Source organism: Bacteroides caccae, assembly GCF_002222615.2.
GTDB classification, from domain to species: Bacteria; Bacteroidota; Bacteroidia; order Bacteroidales; family Bacteroidaceae; genus Bacteroides; species Bacteroides caccae.
In genome coordinates this window covers 2,743,830-2,761,393 of the sequence record NZ_CP022412.2, presented here as the reverse complement: position 1 = coordinate 2,761,393, position 17,564 = coordinate 2,743,830, and the positions used below count along the sequence as shown (strand labels likewise).

The 17,564-nt window shown below is 37.8% G+C and carries 22 protein-coding genes and 1 tRNA gene; 3 read left to right on the top strand and 20 right to left on the bottom strand.

What is annotated here, in order from left to right; all coding sequences use genetic code 11:
• Positions 1-827: 827 nt before the first annotated feature.
• The 4 genes from CGC64_RS11145 to CGC64_RS11130 all read right to left on the bottom strand — a co-directional run bounded on the left by CGC64_RS11145 (position 828) and on the right by CGC64_RS11130 (position 4,856).
• Entirely contained in the window at positions 828-2,003 is a 1,176-nt protein-coding gene (locus tag CGC64_RS11145; protein ID WP_005676458.1) for an AGE family epimerase/isomerase, read from the bottom strand.
• Between the two features lie 11 nt (positions 2,004-2,014).
• Positions 2,015-2,932: a dihydrodipicolinate synthase family protein gene (locus CGC64_RS11140; RefSeq protein WP_005676459.1), complete on the bottom strand. Its 918-nt coding sequence runs from the start codon at positions 2,930-2,932 to the stop codon at positions 2,015-2,017.
• Between the two features lie 31 nt (positions 2,933-2,963).
• Positions 2,964-4,205 carry an MFS transporter gene (locus CGC64_RS11135; RefSeq protein ID WP_005676460.1) on the bottom strand — a complete coding sequence of 414 codons (1,242 nt, stop codon included), beginning with the start codon at positions 4,203-4,205 and terminating at the stop codon, positions 2,964-2,966.
• Between the two features lie 204 nt (positions 4,206-4,409).
• The gene (locus CGC64_RS11130; protein ID WP_005676461.1) at positions 4,410-4,856 is read right to left on the bottom strand and encodes a YhcH/YjgK/YiaL family protein; all 447 of its coding nucleotides are present in this window, start codon (positions 4,854-4,856) and stop codon (positions 4,410-4,412) included.
• 237 nt (positions 4,857-5,093) lie between these two features.
• Between CGC64_RS11130 and CGC64_RS11125 the strand changes: the two genes are divergently transcribed.
• The 3 genes from CGC64_RS11125 (at position 5,094) to CGC64_RS11115 (ending at position 7,911) form a co-directional block, all read left to right on the top strand.
• On the top strand, positions 5,094-6,302 hold the full coding sequence (locus CGC64_RS11125) for an ROK family transcriptional regulator (protein WP_005676463.1): 1,209 nt from the start codon (positions 5,094-5,096) through the stop codon (positions 6,300-6,302).
• Positions 6,303-6,432: 130 nt separating this feature from the next.
• Positions 6,433-6,505, top strand: a tRNA-Thr gene (locus CGC64_RS11120).
• A gap of 155 nt (positions 6,506-6,660) precedes the next feature.
• On the top strand, positions 6,661-7,911 hold the full coding sequence (locus CGC64_RS11115) for a site-specific integrase (protein WP_005676464.1): 1,251 nt from the start codon (positions 6,661-6,663) through the stop codon (positions 7,909-7,911).
• 27 nt (positions 7,912-7,938) lie between these two features.
• Here CGC64_RS11115 and CGC64_RS11110 read toward each other — a convergent pair whose 3' ends face one another.
• From CGC64_RS11110 to CGC64_RS11040, 16 genes are all read right to left on the bottom strand, one after another.
• On the bottom strand, positions 7,939-8,157 hold the full coding sequence (locus tag CGC64_RS11110) for a hypothetical protein (RefSeq protein WP_005676465.1): 219 nt from the start codon (positions 8,155-8,157) through the stop codon (positions 7,939-7,941).
• Between the two features lies 1 nt (position 8,158).
• Complete coding sequence (locus tag CGC64_RS11105; RefSeq protein ID WP_032855060.1) at positions 8,159-8,407, bottom strand: DUF6965 family protein; 249 nt, start codon at positions 8,405-8,407, stop codon at positions 8,159-8,161.
• 136 nt (positions 8,408-8,543) lie between these two features.
• The gene (locus CGC64_RS11100; protein ID WP_005676467.1) at positions 8,544-8,990 is read right to left on the bottom strand and encodes a hypothetical protein; all 447 of its coding nucleotides are present in this window, start codon (positions 8,988-8,990) and stop codon (positions 8,544-8,546) included.
• 2 nt (positions 8,991-8,992) lie between these two features.
• Positions 8,993-9,541, bottom strand: a complete 549-nt coding sequence (locus CGC64_RS11095) for a toxin-antitoxin system HicB family antitoxin (protein ID WP_005676468.1) — start codon at positions 9,539-9,541, stop codon at positions 8,993-8,995.
• A 20-nt stretch (positions 9,542-9,561) separates the two neighbouring features.
• Positions 9,562-9,885 (bottom strand): hypothetical protein, encoded by a 324-nt coding sequence (locus tag CGC64_RS11090; RefSeq protein ID WP_005676469.1) that lies wholly within the window; start codon positions 9,883-9,885, stop codon positions 9,562-9,564.
• Positions 9,886-10,169: 284 nt separating this feature from the next.
• Positions 10,170-10,340 (bottom strand): hypothetical protein, encoded by a 171-nt coding sequence (locus CGC64_RS18955; RefSeq protein WP_167562262.1) that lies wholly within the window; start codon positions 10,338-10,340, stop codon positions 10,170-10,172.
• The gene (locus tag CGC64_RS11085; RefSeq protein WP_050396668.1) at positions 10,306-10,779 is read right to left on the bottom strand and encodes a hypothetical protein; all 474 of its coding nucleotides are present in this window, start codon (positions 10,777-10,779) and stop codon (positions 10,306-10,308) included. Before CGC64_RS11085 ends, CGC64_RS18955 begins: the two co-directional genes overlap by 35 nt.
• Before the next feature lie 3 nt (positions 10,780-10,782).
• Positions 10,783-11,205, bottom strand: a complete 423-nt coding sequence (locus CGC64_RS11080; protein ID WP_005676473.1) for a DUF7841 family protein — start codon at positions 11,203-11,205, stop codon at positions 10,783-10,785.
• Between the two features lie 49 nt (positions 11,206-11,254).
• The gene (locus CGC64_RS11075; RefSeq protein WP_005676474.1) at positions 11,255-11,542 is read right to left on the bottom strand and encodes a hypothetical protein; all 288 of its coding nucleotides are present in this window, start codon (positions 11,540-11,542) and stop codon (positions 11,255-11,257) included.
• A gap of 2 nt (positions 11,543-11,544) precedes the next feature.
• Positions 11,545-12,078 carry a hypothetical protein gene (locus CGC64_RS11070; RefSeq protein WP_005676475.1) on the bottom strand — a complete coding sequence of 178 codons (534 nt, stop codon included), beginning with the start codon at positions 12,076-12,078 and terminating at the stop codon, positions 11,545-11,547.
• Between the two features lie 45 nt (positions 12,079-12,123).
• Positions 12,124-12,579: a hypothetical protein gene (locus tag CGC64_RS11065; RefSeq protein ID WP_005676476.1), complete on the bottom strand. Its 456-nt coding sequence runs from the start codon at positions 12,577-12,579 to the stop codon at positions 12,124-12,126.
• Between the two features lie 65 nt (positions 12,580-12,644).
• Complete coding sequence (locus CGC64_RS11060) at positions 12,645-13,622, bottom strand: hypothetical protein (RefSeq protein WP_005676477.1); 978 nt, start codon at positions 13,620-13,622, stop codon at positions 12,645-12,647.
• A 69-nt stretch (positions 13,623-13,691) separates the two neighbouring features.
• The gene (locus CGC64_RS11055) at positions 13,692-13,988 is read right to left on the bottom strand and encodes a hypothetical protein (RefSeq protein WP_005676478.1); all 297 of its coding nucleotides are present in this window, start codon (positions 13,986-13,988) and stop codon (positions 13,692-13,694) included.
• 370 nt (positions 13,989-14,358) lie between these two features.
• Entirely contained in the window at positions 14,359-14,829 is a 471-nt protein-coding gene (locus tag CGC64_RS11050; RefSeq protein ID WP_005676479.1) for a DUF6808 domain-containing protein, read from the bottom strand.
• The gene (locus tag CGC64_RS11045) at positions 14,826-15,098 is read right to left on the bottom strand and encodes a hypothetical protein (protein WP_005676480.1); all 273 of its coding nucleotides are present in this window, start codon (positions 15,096-15,098) and stop codon (positions 14,826-14,828) included. Before CGC64_RS11045 ends, CGC64_RS11050 begins: the two co-directional genes overlap by 4 nt.
• A gap of 56 nt (positions 15,099-15,154) precedes the next feature.
• Positions 15,155-17,563, bottom strand: a complete 2,409-nt coding sequence (locus CGC64_RS11040) for a metallophosphoesterase family protein (RefSeq protein ID WP_005676481.1) — start codon at positions 17,561-17,563, stop codon at positions 15,155-15,157.
• Between the last annotated feature and the right edge of the window lies 1 nt (position 17,564).

Sequence of the window (17,564 nt, the reverse complement as noted above, 5' to 3'; positions counted from 1 at the left end):
TAACTCAACTAAGTTCTAATTGAACTTATGCATTCACTTGTAACCACTATCTATTCATTCACCAATAATACTTATAAAAACAGGCATTTATTTATTGACAACACCACACTTATTCAATTCTCTAGGGGTTGTTGTAGAACCAAAATCAATTACCGGTATAATGACAGATTGCATAAGCAAAACAGAGTCATCTATATAAGTGTAACAGCAACAGGTATCACAAATGGTACGGATTCTTTAAGTCCCCGACAATTATTGAGACCCAGGACGATTACTTCAAACGTTTGCTCATGTTTGTTAACTACAACTCCAATAAATTTGTTCAGACCTCCTTCACCATACCTATATATCACATCGTTTTGAGAAATCTAAAGCAATGCTTTAGGAGGTGTAAAGCATAGCTTTTGCCTACTTAAAGCAGTGCTTTATAAAATCCTAGAAGTTTGTTTCAACTACAAGAAGGAAAAATATACGCGATGAGTATAATTTATGCTATAAGCATATTCAGATTTACTATAATGAAATAAAGACTTGCTATAATGAAAAATAGAAGTGAACTCCTCGCACCCCATCCTTTATCCACTAACACAGACAAACAGGGAAAAGTGAAGAAATGAATGTTTTTCAAAAAAAAGAAAACCTTACCAGTGGTGAATCCCAAATAAGGGGTCGGATTCAGCACTGGCGGTTTCTTGTCAAATTCTGCGTAACTGACAACATCTGAACATCATCTGCGTTACGCTTCATATATACTTGCAGACTTTTATCTTGCCGGCTTCTCTACGTGCTTTTAAATAAAAGTATCTTTAACTATCAACAGTGACATCTCAAAGAAGCTCTTTACAAAGCATATAACCACGAATCATCATACGAGGTATATGGAAAGGTCCTTTAAAAAGATTCCCCTTAGCGGGTTGGGCCACAGTACCGTCACGATGAAGATAACCATACCATTCCCCATATTCCTTATCCGGGAAATGAGCATACGCCCAATCACTCACCTGTTGATGCATCTGAAGATATTTTTCATCTCCGGTAGCCTGATAAGCATATAAAGTGGCAATAATAGCTTCTGTTTGCGGCCACCAGAATTTCATATCCTGAGAATAGTCCTGAACAGGAAGATTCCGACAGTCACGGAAATTGATAATTCCTCCGAATTCCTTGTCCCATCCCCACTCCCAAGACCAATCAAGAATCTGAAGAGCCAACTGAAGTAAGTCCTTATCCCAATTACGATATTTAGCTTCTTCCATGATAAACCACGCAGTTTCAATACAGTGCCCCGGGTTTATAACGCGCCCGTTACAAGTATCTATGAATTCACCGTCAGGTCCCACCATTTCAAGCAAAGCTTTAAACTCCGGATGAATAAAATATTTACGTAACGCTGCAATCGAAGTATCTATCTGCTCTGTCAACGACGGATCATCAATAACCATACGGATACGAGAAGCCGTGTTAATCAAGATCATTGTTATAGAATGACCTCTTGAAGGCAGAGTAGGCAAATATTTTGGCTCAAGAAATCCCGGAGTATTCAGGAAATGCAAGGTACGTTTAAATATATCCAAAGCTTTTTTCGCATATTCTTTTTCACCTGTTGCTAATGCATACTCAGCCATTGCTATTGCAGCAAAACCTTCAGAAAACACATAACGGCGTTTACGCAAGGGCTTTCCGTCTTCTGTAACTTCAAAAAACATATGTCCGTCCGTATCAAAACAATGTGCTTCGATAAAATCAATACAACTTTTTGAGGCTGCCAGCCATTGAGGATTCTTTTCTATATTATTATATGCATATGCAGCTATAAATCCAAAACGTCCCTGAAACCAAACCGACTTGGTAGTATCTATCAAACTACCGTCACGATTAACGCATGTATACACCCCTCCATGTTCTCTATCTAACCCATACTTCATCCAAAACGGCATAATATTATTTATTATATCGTCTTTATATGATATAGCCCACTTACTCAAATATTCTGTTGTATTCATGCTATGCGTTTTTAAAATTTATTGCATCGGTCAAAAAAATGAATAGCTTCAAGTTCCGCTTTCATCTGCGCTTCTTCCTCATCTGTCATATTCTGAAACGGAGTACGGTTCTTGCCCAAATCAAGCCCTATCAACTTCATGATACGTTTTCCGCCGACAATATTCCCACGGAAATGACAAATCACGTTTATTACTTCTTGTGAGAAGTTTTGGCGTTCACGAGCAGTTTCTATATCACCTGCCTCCCAAGCCTCAATAATACCGACCAATTCTTTACCGTTATAATTAGTTGTTCCTCCAATGCCACCTTGAGCGCCTCCCATAGCCAGACAAGGAAGAATTGTCTCATCCTGTCCATGCAGCATATCGAATTTTCCATTTTTATATAAACGACATTGGTTATATTCATACATACTCTCAAAAGTATATTTAATACCTGCAAAATTGGGAACACGACCGTCTACCACTTCCAATAGCTTAACCATTGGTAAAAAAGCACCATTGAACGCCGGAATATGATAATAATAGAAAGGCAGTTCGGGTGCCCCGGCTGCTATTTCTTCGATATATTTTACCAGTTCCTCAATACGGCCAATCTTCGGAAAAGGAGGAGCCATAGCACCAATCCCCCATGCGCCTATTTTTTGTGCATGCTCTGCCAACATACGGCTAGCCTTTACACAGCAGCTACCAACATGCACTATAACCTTAAAACCCTCAGGAGCAACAGAAACCCAACGTTCGGCCAATCGCATACGTTCTTCTTCTGTCAACATATAGCCTTCACCGGAAGAACCATTGATAAACACTCCTTGCAGTCCATTCTTTACCAGCATCTTAGCATATGCTTCAATTGGTTCTAAATTCACCTCACCATTCTCATAAAAAGGAGTAAACGGTGCGTCAATAAGTCCTTTAATTCGTTCCATTATTTTATTTTTTATAAAGTTATATATACTCTTAATCTACCATATTATCTGTCTTCGGCCTTAAGAAATAGATTTGAAGTACCAATGCCACAGCCACTACAATGCTCAACATTGCAAATCCCTGTCCCAAGCTTCCTCCATCCGTCCATTTCCCTAACACTTCTGTCACAGCAGCTCCGGCAAACACGCCGGTCATATTCATAATACCATAAGCCGTTGCACGATGTTTCGCCGATACAAACTGACATAAAATAGGCATATTATTAGCGTCAAATATTCCAAAGCCAATTCCGAAGAGTAAGCCTGCACCAATCACGCTAACAAAACTATGTCCAAAACCCAGCAGAAGTAAAGCCGGTATAGTCATTCCCAAACCGATAGCTCCGGTATAGACCCGTCCACGAATATTTTTTTGTACCCAACGGTCTGACAAGATGCCACCTAAAATAACGCCGATAAAAGAAGAAACTGCAATCGTTATGGTAGATATCGGGCCGGCTTCGGACATCGGAATATTCAAACTATCTGCAAATAAGGTCGGAAGCCAATTCTTTGTTGCCCACCCCGGAAGACTGGGAGCAGCAAAATAGAAAAGAATAATCCAAAATGCCCAGTTAGTAAACAGTAAGGAAAGCCCACTTATTATAGAAGGTTTCTTTTCTCCAGGAACATTATCTATTTTCTTGCTAGAAACATTATGAATAGGATTTTCTTTCAAAAATAATATGAGTACCAAAGAATAGACAATCCCCACGATACCAAACCAATGAAAAGTAGCCTGCCAGGAGAAAGCCGCAGCAGCCGTAGCTCCAAAACCACCAATAGCCTGCCCTACATATAAACCGGTCATGTGTACTCCCACTGCCAAAGAACGTGACTTCCCTTCGTGCCAGTCAGCAATTAACGACAAAGCCGAAGGAATATACAATGCTTCACTGACTCCCATTATAGCACGCAGCCAATAAAGTTCATGAAAATCATGGGCATACCCCATCAAGAAAGTGACAGCGGACCAAACAAAAAGACTACCGACAACTAGCCACTTACGATTTACCCTATCCGCTATAATCCCGGCAACGGGACTCATAAAACCATAGATCCACAAAAATATAGCCATTAAAGCCCCAAAAGCTTCTGCTTTATTCAGTTCTACAATATCTACTTTCATAGCTTCTTGCATAGTAGAAAGCATTTGGCGGTCCATATAATTAAGAAGTGCCACTATCCACAATAAACCGACTACTACCCAAGGATAAATACTTTTGTTTTTCATATAAAGCAATTTTTATGTTTCACTCGCATTAAATTATTGCAAACATAATACTATTTTTATTATAAGCCAAATATTTAATTAAATATTTTATTATATATTCGAGGATTACTAAATGGACTAGAGTCTATAACACTTTATGCATGAAAAAGGTAGTGCCTTCTGCTATGGACGACACTACCTTTTCCATATAAAAACAACAATAATTCAGAGCTTCACTTTGGCTATCAGTTTACGTATTTTACCACTACCAATAACCGGTGCATGAGGATCTTCCGGATATACAATCACAAACTGCCCCGGAAGCAAACTAACATAGGTAGTAGGACGATCTGAATACAGAGCACAATCTTCTTCTTTTGAATATGCCTTAGTCTCGTTTTGCAAATCTTCTAAAGCTTTCCAACCAATCATTTCCTCACCCTCCAACAAGATATGTACATCAATATAGTCATGATGCAATTCTAAAACCTGCTGATCAGAAGTTACGCACTCCGGATTCACATTATTAATAAATAGATGATCACCATCAACCTCAATACGCCCCAAATCGGCATGAAGCAAATCATGTGTTTTCACATAGTCAAACAAAGACTTAAACAAAGGGTGAAGTCCTTCAATCCGCTGACTATTTTGCAGATTAGATACAATCATATTTTTCCTTTCATTTATAATTAAACAATAATCGCACAAATATAAGTCTTATATTTAATATTCGGTTTATTATTAATAAAAATATTTATTATATTAAACCTGACACTCAAAAGCCCTTTATTATTATTTCCGACGAAAAAATATCAGAAATTGAGAATATAATAAATTCAAAGACAAGAAATCTCTATTAATAAATAAATTTATTATCTTTGCGAGAAAGAATAAAGAAGAACTAAGATGAAACAACATTTACTGAAAGAAATAGAAGTAGGGACTAAAAACGCTCTTCTTAAGAAGAAGATTATCACACATTATATATATAATGGTAGTTCAACTATTACGGATTTAGCCAAGGAGCTAGATCTTAGTGTCCCAACTGTCACAAAATTCATTAGTGAAATGTGTGAGGAGGGCTATATAAATGATTACGGCAAACTGGAAACGAGTGGAGGGCGCTATCCTAGCTTATACGGCCTAAATCCCGAATCAGGATACTTCATTGGAGTAGATATCAAGAAATTTGCAATTAACATAGGCCTGATCAACTTTAAAGGTGATATGGTAGAGTTAAAGATGAATATCCCTTTCAAATCAGAAAATACGTCGGAAGCACTTGAAGAATTATGTAAACTTATCTTGCAATTTATAAAGAAAGTAGATATTGATAATGATAAAATATTAAATATCAATATAAATGTTTCCGGCAGAGTCAATCCGGAATCCGGATATAGTTTCAGCCAGTTTAATTTCGAAGAAAGACCGCTGGCGGAGGTGTTGACTGAAAAAATCGGATTTCGAGTAACAATTGACAATGATACACGCGCCATGACATACGGAGAATATATGAAAGGGTGCGTAAAAGGAGAAAAAGATATTATTTTTGTAAATGTCAGCTGGGGGCTGGGTATCGGCATTATTATTGACGGGAAAATATATACCGGCAAATCGGGATTTTCCGGAGAATTCGGGCACACAAATGTTTTCGATAATGAAATCATCTGCCATTGTGGGAAAAAAGGTTGTCTGGAGACTGAAGCATCAGGCTCTGCTCTTCATCGAATATTAATAGAACGTATCCAGAACGGAGAAAGTTCAATTTTATCCAACAGGATTTTGTCAAAAGACAATGTTTTGACTTTAGATGAAATTATCGCTTCTGTAAATAAAGAAGATCTGCTTTGTATTGAAATCGTAGAAGAAATAGGCCAAAAACTAGGAAAACAGATTGCCGGATTAATTAATATCTTTAATCCGGAACTAGTTATAATAGGCGGAACCTTATCACTGACAGGCGACTATATTACCCAGCCTATCAAAACAGCAGTACGTAAATACTCGCTCAACCTGGTAAATAAGGATTCAGCTATTATGACCTCCAAATTAAAAGACAAAGCCGGTATTGTCGGAGCCTGTATGCTGGCACGCAGTAGAATGTTTGAAAGTTAAATTATTGTTTCAAGCTCTACAATAAAGGCTAATCTGAGAGATTTAAAATTTAAGGCTAAAAAATTGTCGGATTCTTTTTGTTTTCTCAAATAAAGCTGTAATTTTGCACGCCGTAAACGAGAGACAAACCGCCGCTATAGCTCAGTTGGTAGAGCAACGCATTCGTAACGCGTAGGTCGCCAGTTCAAGTCTGGCTAGCGGCTCATAGACGGGAACCCATTAATTATCTTATATTTAAGAACTTAGGTTCCCGTTTTTATTTACGAGATCTTCAAATTATAGATTAAAAAAAAGGAAATATTGTCCAGTGGTGGACAAAAAAACTTATCCAAAACTTATCCTTTAAATTTAATCTATTATGGCAACTCTTAAACTTACAATTTTCAAAGCAAAAGTTTTAAAAGACGGAAGGCATAAAATAAGAATAGCTGTATGTCATAAGAAAGAGACATGTTATATTGTAACACGTTTCATTATTGATAACTTATCGCAATTCAAGGATGGACAGGTAACAAAACGGCCTGATGCTTCAATTATTAATTCTAAACTAAGAAACATGATGAACGATATGCAGAATAAACTTGATGAAATAAAGCATCAATCTCTTTATTCTTGCAAACAAATCAAAGATATGCTAGTTTCTGACTTAGAAACAAAAGACAAACAGAACATCACATATCAAAAAGCATGCTCCATATTTATAGATGAGCTAAACTCCGAAGGTAGAGAAAGTTATGCTGTATTGATTGAAAGGAGTTGCAGATACTTTACAGAGTTTACTAAAGGAGAAATCCCCATGTCTGATATAACTCCAAATATGATTGAAGGATTTTCAAGATACTTGAAAACCAAAAAGGGCATAGGAAATACAACAATTGGGATGATGATGTCTCAAATAAAAGCCGTAATAAATAGGAATATCAATTTAGGTTCCGTAAGATATGATATACATCCATTTGTAAACAAGAAAATACCTAAATCTCCGGTTCGAGAAGTAGACATATCTTTGGAAAGTCTCAATATAATAAAACATAGTAATCCAAAAGAAAAGAAATATATTGTTGCGAGAGATGTTTTTATGCTTTCTTTTTATCTTGGGGGAATGAATCTAATAGACATAATGAATACTCGTTTTGGAGATGATAAGGTAGATTATGTTAGAATAAAGACTAGATTTAAAACTGAAACCGAACAACATTGCCTACTTCCTATAACTGCCCCTGCTAAAAAAATAATAGATCGTTGGATAAATAATAAAACAAAAAAACTAGACTTTGGGTATAGTTTTTCATATCACAATTTCTCAAGATATATATGTAGATCTCTTGCCATACTTGCTAAAGAATTAGGAATAAAAGAAAAGGTGGTCTTTTATTCTGCTAGAAAGTCGTTTGCTCAATACGCTTTCGATTTGGGGATACCTGATAACGTTATAGACTATTGTCTTGCACATTCAGACAAAGGTAGAGGAATTGTAAGATACTATACAAAAACCCGATTTAAACAAGCTGAAATAGCAATAAAGAGAGTTATTGATTATATAGAAGAACCAGACAAATATAAAGAATATATTGAAATGAAGGCAGATATCATGTTGATGAAAACATAGAAAAGGCAGCTTACTCGGCTGCCTTCCCTATTTCAATTCAACAGGTTCATTTTCCCATGTTATTTCTCGACCGAGAATTTTCTTTATTGTACCTCTAGGGAGTTCGATACATACATCATTATGCGGATTATATCCCCAACAACATTCTTCAAACCTGTATGGGATTTTATTTCCTTTCCTTTCACAATATACCTCACATTCAATAATACGTTCGGTGCCGTCTTTGTCAACACATAAGTAAGTCATATTATACTCCTTTCTCTATCTTCTCCTTAAACAATCTCAACTGATCTATACTAGGATGAAAAGTAGGATTCTCCCAGTTCCTAGAGATAACCGAAATCATTGAATCCAGATACTTCCCGCAGTCGAGAATCTTCGCACATTTATCCAATTGGAACTCTCCGGAAGGATATTTCTTGTTGTCAAGAACATCCTTAGCCCATGTCAGTAACTCATTCACCGAGTCGTGGTCGTATTTCTTTTCTTCTGCCATAATGTTAGTTTTCGGCAAAGGTATAAAAAATCCCGGCATATCTAATACACCGGGAGGATTCCATTTTAAAGAGGCAGTTATAAATGGAAGGAGCTATTCACCAAACATATAATCCTCAAAGTACAAGAGATTCCTTTTATTGAGGATCATGTACGCCATATATTTTGGCGGGGAGAGTAAAAGAAGGGAGTCCTGTGCGGACAATCATATTTTGAATATACTCTCTAAAATAAGGCCAGATAAATACTGATAAACTTATCTCTTTAAAAACATCAAAGAAATCTTTTGTTATTGTGACCTCTTTTAATTTACTATATCTGACTTTAAACTCTCCAGATATAGTAAATAGTTTCTCCGCATTTTCTTGCTCGCCAATTATACCATCAAACTTAAAGGAAGCTATAAAACAAGCATTACTTTCAGATTCAGAAAACGAGTATTTATCTTTAAAATTTAAATTGATAGAACCTCCTTCTGATACACACTCAAACACCTTAACATTCCCATCCGATAGAAATATATTATCTAATTTTATGGAAGTTAATATTGAAGAATATTCTTCTGGGGTAATTTTATTTTTCATATTTATATAACTGATTTAAATTCGGTATGTTCATAAAAACGAGATTGAGTAGCATTACAAAACAAGGTATTTGTTTTGTAATTAATTGAATTAAGGTTCCTTAAAATCATATCATTTTGGGCAGTAATCTTTTCATCAATCTCATCTATTTTTCTTTCACATTTCAATGAAACATCATGTTGCCCAATTCCGTATGCTAATAATTGATTAACATAAGAATTGAGGGAAACACCATTCATTTTAGCTTGTTGTATCAACGAAGAATGAACCCATGAGGATGTTCTAACTGAAAATGTACCACTTGAATTTTGCTCCTCATTTACAACTTCAGGGATAGGCTCTCCTTTTTCATACAACATTTCTATAAAAGCATCTTTTTCTTCAATAAAACTATTTAAAGCAGATACTTTATCTTCTCCTATCCCATGACATGCATTTAAACCAAGCTCATTGCAGTATGCAACATACCACTTTTCGCCATCAAGTTCTTCTTTTTTAATAATAACATTGTACTCCAATGATTTGTAGTACTGTAAATCTTTTCGTGACATAATTGTATTGGGTTAGTGAGTTATTGCTTTTTCTTTATCCTTATTATTTCAATTAACACCGGATAAAGATACTGTTTAAAATTAGTCCTCTTTATTAGGACTTCATTGCCACCTTTATGAACAACGTGTACTCCAAAATATTTGCCAGGTGTTGGAGCTAAAGGGTGATAAAATCTTTCCATAGAACCACGTGGGCTATCTTGTAATTTTGCTCCAAGAAATTCCGCAATCTTAACCACATGATTAAAAGGCAGATCCACCACAGGTGCACTATAAAGATTTTCTAGTTCTTTTTCCGCATCCTCAATAGTGGTATCATCCGTTATTTTAAACTTAAATTTCATATAAAACCGAATTTTGGTTGCAAATATAATACCAATATTCCAATTTATAACAGAAAAAAGATAAAAAAAGTTCTTTTTCTTACTCTATTTATACTTATATTCTTTATAATATATATAAAAATCCCCGACTACATAGCCAGGGACAAGCACAAAGATATAACCCTTGCAATAATTGCAAGAGGAATCAGCCAACACAACCACTTTTCTAGGCGTTCCATAGCATTACTAACAGAAGCCGACAGAAATCCGAGTGGTATCGGTCGTCTGCTTGTTCAAGCAATATGTCAAGCTTTTCGTTTCTCATTTTCAAGTACTGAATTTATTCGTTCTTCAGTAAAACCAAAACGGGCGGCAAACTTCTTGAAAGCCCGCATCCTGTTATCCGGAATAAGAGAATACATACTATTAATAGGAGTATTGCTACTTAATGCCTTCTGAACCTGTTTCTTTTTCATGGAATTTATGTATCAAATGTTCAACTTTACTTTTACAGCAATTACACTCACATAGTAAAGACTTCGCGTATTCCCATGTCTTTTCAATAATATCATCTCCGATATACTGAATTTCTTCACCGTACGGATCTATCCCGAATGCCTGGCAGATATGGGTAGCCATGTGACCACATTCATGCCTCCAAGACTTTGCAAATTCTTTTGAGGACGAAGTGAGGGCAATAACCATTACTGTTTCCCGTGTCCCGAAGTTGGAGTAAGTAACTCCGGTATTCAGGTTGCCGGAGTTTATGTTATCGTATGCAGTACGGAGCATATCACCATCGCAGCCGATAGAGTGCATATTATCCAGTATCTCTTCTGTATAATATGTATCTACTGCATAATATGCCATGCAGCTCCAGCCATACTTGGGTAATGTAAACCGTTGTCTTATCATTTATCAGAGCATTTCGTCCCACTCTACCGGTTCTCCGGCCGCAATCATTGTCGCATACCACCGCCGCATTGTTGTTCCGTCAGGAGCATCAGAATCATCAATCGTATCTTTTATGTACAGAGCCAAATGCGCTTCATCAGGAATGGATGATTTCAGGAAGTCAGCCTTCCCCATGTTGGCAACATATACATAGTCATACAATACGTTATTTTCAAGTTTTATACCGTAACGAGTAAGCAATTCATCAACTTTCTCTTTTGATATCGGCTCAATACGTTCCTTTTTCCCAGAAGAAGGATTAAGCTTCTTCATCAAAGATACGGCAAATTCACACATTTTCTTATTGAAGTGCCAACCGAAGTTGGACAGATATACCTCCATTTCTTCCGGCCTTCTGTCTCTTATATCCAAAGGTTCTCTTCTCATGATTTTACAAAGTTATAGGGAGTAGAAAGCTCCACTCCCTAATTAAACATTAACGATAACGGGAATAGCGTCCTGTACCGCGCACGCCACGTCTCTCGCCATAGCCACCACGGTCGCCATAACCTCCACGGTCGGAACCACCGCCATAGCCACCACGTTCGCCCATTTCGTCATAGCGTTCATCGTCATCGTCATAATAACGTTCACGTCTTCCCATGCTTTCACCTCCGGAAAGTTCCTCGATGCACTGCATCAGTTTACCACCGTATTTGAGCATCTTTTCAGCATAGTCGGACATTTTCTCGACTTTGCTTTCTGTGATTTCAATTATCTGCATAATTATTTACTTTTAGGATTGTTACTACCACTTCCCAAAGCCTTGGCAAGCATATCTTTTATATCGGTAAGGGTATTTTCAACACCGGATACCTTTTGTTCAAGAACGCCGATTTTCTCTTCCTGTTCTTTTTCTTTAGCCAGTTGAGGATTAAGCTCCCTAAGCATGGAATCACAGGAGGAAATTACCTTCTCGTGATAAGGTACACTTTCTATTACTCCTCGGCTTATTCTCAACATGGATTCCACCTCAGCATTCATTGCTTCCCGGCTTTCCGATACAACAACTCCATTCGCACCAAAATTGGCTATCGAAAGATTTGCCGGAAGTTGTTTAAAATCAATAGTTTCCTCACCAACCTTAACCGAAACGTCAACAACTGTTTCCATATTTTGGCCATAAGTCTGCCCTGGTACATACTGTCCGTATTTAGGTTGTGGATTACTTACGGAAACAACCTGCCCTACTTTCAATTCAGGGTTTTCCCCTTTTTGAAGGATATAAAATATATTGGATTGTCTTAGACTCTGAAACATAATTTATTAACTCTTTAAGGAGCGGGATTACTCCCACTCCATATTTTACTTTGCCTTTACAGCATTTACGCTTGTCGCTGCCGGTTCGCCATTGCTGGCAGCAGCCGGTGTTGAAGCCGTAAATTCCAGAAAACGTATAACGCCTGTGCGCTTATTAAGATAAGCAAGACGTTCCGTAGTGCCTGTAACATCTGTTCCAGTAACCGGATTGTTGTTGCTGTCTACAACAGGGACCTTTGAAGTACCTGTAGTAGTACCGGCAACTGCCAATGTCGACTGTCCTAAGTTAGGAGCTATAACATTTATAGGTAAAGCTTCTCCACCTGCCGGAACATCTGCATGAACCTTCAACAGGATTATGCTTTCGCACGGAAGTGCATTATAGCAGTGAGGATTAATACCATAATCTACACTTGCATCCGTTAACTGAACAGCGTTCGTTGAAAGTTCGTAGATACCATTAACGTCAACTCTCCTAATTCCTCTTGCGGAACGATTCATTAGGAAAGGGCTTGGAAGCCAGTAAGGATACATTAAGTTAGGATATAACATAATTACCTCCTTTCTTAGCAACCGCAAGTTCCTAATGTAGATACACCGAAGTTTACAGGAACGGAATAGTTTACAGGAACATAATTACCACTGGCCGGGCAATAAGGCATCGGGAATGTAGGCGGTTGCGCACATTCGATCTTTGCCAGACGGCTACTCAAATCACTCAACGCAGCACCAAGAGGAGCAGTAGCCTGTGCCACAATCTGCGAAGTCATTGCGGAACTCTTGAATGTGCTGTTTTCTTCACGCAAGTGGTCAATTTTGTTCTGCATTTCACGCATTTCAGCCGCACGTTGTCCAGCAAGAATTTGCTGTGTGCTGTCCTTGATAGAGTTTTGCAAATCACAAGTCTGTCTCTGAGTTTCATATGCAACAGTAGCGAAGCCTCTTTCTTGCCCTGTAGCAACACCGTTAATGGCATTCTGCAATGTGTTGGTCTGTTGACAGATTGCCAATCGGTTTTCGCAGCAGCATGAAGCTATCTGTTGAGCGATCTGACAGTTACCCTGTTGGATAGCATTGATAATCTGCATTGAACTTTGTCCCACCTGATTACCAACTTGTTGAACTTGAGACATTACACCATTGATGGCATTCTGAACCTGACCGATTGAACAATTCAAATTAGTAGCCAGATTGTTAATTGCTTGTCCGTTTCCTTGAATTGCGCTCATAAGTAGCTCCCTTCCTGCATCATTGTTAATTAAGTTAGGGATACCGGCTCCAGCAAATCCGCCACCGTTACCGCCATCTCCGTTGTTTCCCCAACCGTTGCGTCCGAAAAGTGGGAACAGGAAAAAGAGGAAGATTATCCACATGAACCATGAACCATCACCGCCAAATCCATTGTTGTTTTTACCTTGCATAGCAACTAACAAATTGGGGTCAATACCTTTCTGCTGCAATAGTGGAGCAAGCATTGCCAGCATTCCACTACCGCCACCGTTCCCGCCTGATTCCGGGAAAACGTAAGTCTTTGTTTCACTCATAATAATATACAATTATAACACGGTCAATATCAACCGCATCACAAAAGTATATAATAGAAACTGCGTAAATCAGAGCTCATTTTCAAGCGATTTGCGAATATTTTGCATATATATTGCAATCATTTTGTTTGTTGTTTTTCGACTCTCAAAAGTAGATATCAGGTAACGTACACTGGCTGATGTTTTGTGAAGAAAAATGGCGATCTGTTCAGGGTACAGACCGAATTCAGTAAGGAAGAATACTACAATGGAGCGGGCATCGACAACCTCAGTCACTTTACTTGATGAAAGGATTAATTCTGTGGAAACTTCAGTTTCTTTTCCTACAAGGTTCAATATTTCGGCAAAAATCTCTGACTTACACATGGTAATTAATTTTTTTGTTGTATTTTTGCCTTTGCCAATCAGTACATATACCAAAAGAACAAAAGCATACTTCGGAATGTTAAGGATATTATACCCCCTGACACAACCGATGTATGCTTTGGTGTATTAAAGTATTGATTGGCGTCAACTTTAATGTGTCGGGGGTTCTTTTTACTCTGCCCCCAAAAGAGCTACATTTGTTATGATAACCGGCCTTCTACTTACCGGATAAACTTAGTGCTTAGTATTAATTAATGTATCATTTTAGCCTCCTTTCTTTTAAAACATTTTTCCATTGGAAATTGTTATTTAAGTAAAACTTAAACTTTTCATACCGGAAACGGTCTGTGAAGATAGTAGTTCCGGTAATTTACCACATAAACAAATTATAACTCACTCCGGCACCGAAGTACAAACCACCCGGATAACCATATCCTGCCTGCAAGCCCAATCCCAAGCGTTTTCTTTTCTGTACAGGAGTAAGAGTGATGATCTTATTGTCTCTATACACTTCCATGAAGTCAAGGGTCGGCTTATATCCACTGACTACCGCCCGGTAATCATCGGTCTTATACTCCTTGCTTGTGATCGGTATCAGTACCGGAATAGAATCTCCTTCTACGGTTCTGTCAGTCGTTGTATCTATCAGAATAGGTAGATATACCGTATCGGTACGTTTCAGAGTTTCTTTTACCGGCTTAGGGATTGTGTCTCTTACTGTGTCCCGGATATGTACGGTATCTCCTTTAATGTACACAGTTGAAGGCTCGTGCGGATTACAACGCATCCACACGAGAACACCTACAAGCAGGCAGACTAATATCCAAGGGAGGGACTTCATAGAATACTTTCGTTCGAGGTCCATTCCGGACTAGACAACAATACATTTAAATCCTCGCCCTCATAGGTAGGATACGGAAAAGACAGCTCTTCCGTTCCGTCATCAGCAATAGTCTTAATCATCTTATGAGGGAATAACGCAGCATAGTGCTGGCATTTCATCAAGGTTTCACTCTCATTTACGCTCTTGCGAGGAACAAGGTTACGCTTGTCTATCTCATCCTGAGGGACCTCTTGCAAGTCAATTGTTGGGAATACTGTGTATTTCATAAACTTTACTATTTAACCAACTATATAATATCTATTGGGATATAAAATTCAGTGAGTTATGCATAAGTTTGCTCTCTTACTTCAAGTTCAGCTCCTCCCCCATTGTCAGCAGGCGCACCAATCCTGACAAGGCTGACTTTTTTTGCGTTTTTATTGATAATGACCACATCGAATGCCTGTTCATTTATTGTTCCATTAGTTCGCTTACCATAAATATAAGAAGCCCTTTCACCAATCTCATCACTATCCGCATTAGCCTTGTCGCAAGTTGTAGAAAATATTGGTATACCACCATCTGTCTTTTTCATTAAGTCCATATGCGTATGCCCCTGCAACATACACGCAACATTTCCACTATGCGAATCACATATATTAGCTATCTGCTGACCAATAGATGTTAATGTAGGAGTCCAAGATGTCGGATAATCATCAGACATATAATAATGAGCAACAACAACTGCAAGATAACCGTCTGGCATATTCGCTAGGGTATTGTTTAACCAAGTAGCCTGCGTTTCCTCAAATTTACCTGCCGAATCATCAGTAAACACCGAAAGGAACACATACCTCATTTTCTGGACAGTGTTATCTACATAATAGTAATTTGTATTTGCATCGCCTATAACACAGTCTGTCATGCCACTTTGTAATGATGACCATATTTCTGCGTCCGTGATATTGGTTTTTACCTGCACCTCATCTTCTTCAAAATAATTCATATATTCGTGATTGCCGATGGCGCGATATATCTTATTGCTTAAAGAATTAAACGCCAAGTTACAGTCTATGTTCAATCCGTCTGCATAATCTCCTCCCATTATAACTCTTGGTAACGGAACTCTGCTTGAAATGTAATTAATGAGCGCGGGGGAGTTTTTAGTATTGCGGAGCCAATGGATGTCCGTGATGAATACAAATGCATCGTAATTGCCTTGCGCATCCGCCATCTTACCTCTTATCGTTGATAGCTTATCCTTAAGGTAATTATCCTTCAAATAATATGCAGGTACAGGTTCGCTTCTAGTTTTTCGTATCTTAAGACCTGTATAAGTAGCATATGATGCACTCATACCGCTTGTTGTCGGGTACAACCTTACAGACAAAGCTTCATATAACAAAGAAGGCAAAAAAACTATTTTACCCGCACCCATTGACTTAATCTCAGTTTTTTCACCGTTTTTCGTAAAACCATAAATTTGTATTGATCTAGCAGAAATAGCATCTTTTATGTTATCACAAGAAATTTCAACCTGTTCATCAGCCGCAACCCCGAATCGGGCGATATCCTTATAGATATAAGTTGCTTTATCTCCTCCTGTATTATCGTTATTTACATCCTCTCCGACAAGATACTCGTTATAATCAAGTATTACGCCATCTTCAATATCCTTATCGTGGTATTTAGTTAAAGATATACCATCATAAATGTAAATAATTCCATTATATTTATACAATACACCTCTATCCAAGATATTAGTTTCTTCTGTATCAAATGGGGCTATGGAGCAACATCTATATATCTTATTTCTGGAGGTTGAATAATATAAATCACCGATTTTCCAATCGCTATAAATGGCAGATGAAGCACCAATTCCAACCAGTTCAAACAATTTATCCTTACCATCAGCATAATCTTTTGCCTCTTTAATAATTAAGTTTGAGAAATCTGCATATAACTTGATTGTTCCAGACATAAGCACCGATGATCCTGTTAAGTAAATCGCTATAGCTTCAACATCGGAAGTAATATCTATCAATGTATTTACATTTAATGCGGGGCTCCTTGTCTCATCTGTATACCATAAGTACACACTAGGATTCGAATTTATTATTCCATCTGCATCCACAACATTAAATGTCACCTGAGAATCCTTTTTAATTATGCACGGGAACTTTACATCTGGTTCTACAGATAAACCCGCAGTTAGTGCTATATTTATCGTAGTTCTCCCTCCTGCTATTTTTTGCGTGTACGCAAGATTGTCAGAAACGCATTTAATACTTTCGTTTATCTCGGGAATAGACGTTGAAAGTGTTTCTACATCGTCTTCAACCCCATAATACTTGAATGAGGTGATAACATTTCCGGCATTATGACCTGTAATATAATATGCATAGCCAGTAATATCTCCACTTGTATAGGAGAATAGAGTACGCAGACTATCGTAAGTAGTCTTATTCTTGATAGTTCTGCTTATCCGCATACCGTCATTCTTATAAATATAGAATGTCAGCATACAACCCGGCTGGAAAATAGCATCAGCATCTACATATAATCCGACATCTTCTCCATCTGCAAGAGTGAAATCCCGATTAACATATTCGCCATTGGCAGGTATTGCGTCAGTATTGCTTCGTGTGTATCCAATTTTGGAAAATACTTCCTCAAAGTTCCCATCTATCCCTTGCGCAATGACTCCCCACTTTTGTTCGGAGTCTTTTGCTATATCAAATATCTTTTCCATA

Bases quoted from the DNA above. Each gene is read 5' to 3' on its own strand.
- CGC64_RS11145 (WP_005676458.1), bottom strand. From the start codon at position 2,003: ATGAATACAACAGAATATTTGAGTAAGTGGGCTATATCATATAAAGAC.
- CGC64_RS11140 (WP_005676459.1), bottom strand. From the start codon at position 2,932: ATGGAACGAATTAAAGGACTTATTGACGCACCGTTTACTCCTTTTTAT.
- CGC64_RS11135 (WP_005676460.1), bottom strand. From the start codon at position 4,205: ATGAAAAACAAAAGTATTTATCCTTGGGTAGTAGTCGGTTTATTGTGG.
- CGC64_RS11130 (WP_005676461.1), bottom strand. From the start codon at position 4,856: ATGATTGTATCTAATCTGCAAAATAGTCAGCGGATTGAAGGACTTCAC.
- CGC64_RS11125 (WP_005676463.1), top strand. From the start codon at position 5,094: ATGAAACAACATTTACTGAAAGAAATAGAAGTAGGGACTAAAAACGCT.
- CGC64_RS11115 (WP_005676464.1), top strand. From the start codon at position 6,661: ATGGCAACTCTTAAACTTACAATTTTCAAAGCAAAAGTTTTAAAAGAC.
- CGC64_RS11110 (WP_005676465.1), bottom strand. From the start codon at position 8,157: ATGACTTACTTATGTGTTGACAAAGACGGCACCGAACGTATTATTGAA.
- CGC64_RS11105 (WP_032855060.1), bottom strand. From the start codon at position 8,407: ATGGCAGAAGAAAAGAAATACGACCACGACTCGGTGAATGAGTTACTG.
- CGC64_RS11100 (WP_005676467.1), bottom strand. From the start codon at position 8,990: ATGAAAAATAAAATTACCCCAGAAGAATATTCTTCAATATTAACTTCC.
- CGC64_RS11095 (WP_005676468.1), bottom strand. From the start codon at position 9,541: ATGTCACGAAAAGATTTACAGTACTACAAATCATTGGAGTACAATGTT.
- CGC64_RS11090 (WP_005676469.1), bottom strand. From the start codon at position 9,885: ATGAAATTTAAGTTTAAAATAACGGATGATACCACTATTGAGGATGCG.
- CGC64_RS18955 (WP_167562262.1), bottom strand. From the start codon at position 10,340: ATGAAAAAGAAACAGGTTCAGAAGGCATTAAGTAGCAATACTCCTATT.
- CGC64_RS11085 (WP_050396668.1), bottom strand. From the start codon at position 10,779: ATGATAAGACAACGGTTTACATTACCCAAGTATGGCTGGAGCTGCATG.
- CGC64_RS11080 (WP_005676473.1), bottom strand. From the start codon at position 11,205: ATGAGAAGAGAACCTTTGGATATAAGAGACAGAAGGCCGGAAGAAATG.
- CGC64_RS11075 (WP_005676474.1), bottom strand. From the start codon at position 11,542: ATGCAGATAATTGAAATCACAGAAAGCAAAGTCGAGAAAATGTCCGAC.
- CGC64_RS11070 (WP_005676475.1), bottom strand. From the start codon at position 12,078: ATGTTTCAGAGTCTAAGACAATCCAATATATTTTATATCCTTCAAAAA.
- CGC64_RS11065 (WP_005676476.1), bottom strand. From the start codon at position 12,579: ATGAATCGTTCCGCAAGAGGAATTAGGAGAGTTGACGTTAATGGTATC.
- CGC64_RS11060 (WP_005676477.1), bottom strand. From the start codon at position 13,622: ATGAGTGAAACAAAGACTTACGTTTTCCCGGAATCAGGCGGGAACGGT.
- CGC64_RS11055 (WP_005676478.1), bottom strand. From the start codon at position 13,988: ATGTGTAAGTCAGAGATTTTTGCCGAAATATTGAACCTTGTAGGAAAA.
- CGC64_RS11050 (WP_005676479.1), bottom strand. From the start codon at position 14,829: ATGAAGTCCCTCCCTTGGATATTAGTCTGCCTGCTTGTAGGTGTTCTC.
- CGC64_RS11045 (WP_005676480.1), bottom strand. From the start codon at position 15,098: ATGAAATACACAGTATTCCCAACAATTGACTTGCAAGAGGTCCCTCAG.
- CGC64_RS11040 (WP_005676481.1), bottom strand. From the start codon at position 17,563: ATGGAAAAGATATTTGATATAGCAAAAGACTCCGAACAAAAGTGGGGA.